Here is a 449-nt window from a genome sequence, read left to right on the forward strand (position 1 = left end):
CGCTGGAAAATAAAACCAAAATATTCACGGCGCAGCTGGGCCAGTTCATCCGCTTCGAGCTTGCGAGTTTCCCGGCCCTTGACTTTATAGCTGCCCGAAGTCGGTTGATCCAGACAGCCAAGAATATTCATCAGCGTCGATTTGCCGGAACCGGACTGGCCCACAATCGCCACCAGTTCACCCGGATAAATCTCCAGATTGACCCCTTTTAAAATCTGGACCGTGCTTTCACCCGCAGGGAATTCACGAACCAGATTCTTGACCTCAAGCAGAGGTTGCTGTTGTTGATTCATGCTTACATTCTCATTGGGCCACGGCTGCCACGTTTTGCACTGTCATTTGAGGTGTCAGAACCGTCGGCAATGACCACCTGATCGCCACGTTTCAAACCTTTCAGAACTTGGGCCGTGACTCGGTTATTCAGGCCAATCAGCACAGGGGTAAGTTTC

Annotated in this window: 1 protein-coding gene and 1 pseudogene; both read right to left on the reverse strand. The window is 51.2% G+C overall.

Annotation, left to right across the window (positions count from 1 at the left end):
• A partial coding sequence (locus E2K52_RS14930) for an ATP-binding cassette domain-containing protein (protein ID WP_151205742.1) occupies positions 1–293 on the reverse strand: 293 nt, incomplete at its 3' end.
• A gap of 2 nt (positions 294–295) precedes the next feature.
• Positions 296–449 (reverse strand): annotated as a pseudogene (locus E2K52_RS14935) (MacA family efflux pump subunit); the annotation flags it as partial.

This window comes from Acinetobacter sp. RF14B (assembly GCF_006864105.1).
Taxonomy (GTDB): Bacteria; Pseudomonadota; Gammaproteobacteria; order Pseudomonadales; family Moraxellaceae; genus Acinetobacter; species Acinetobacter lwoffii_C.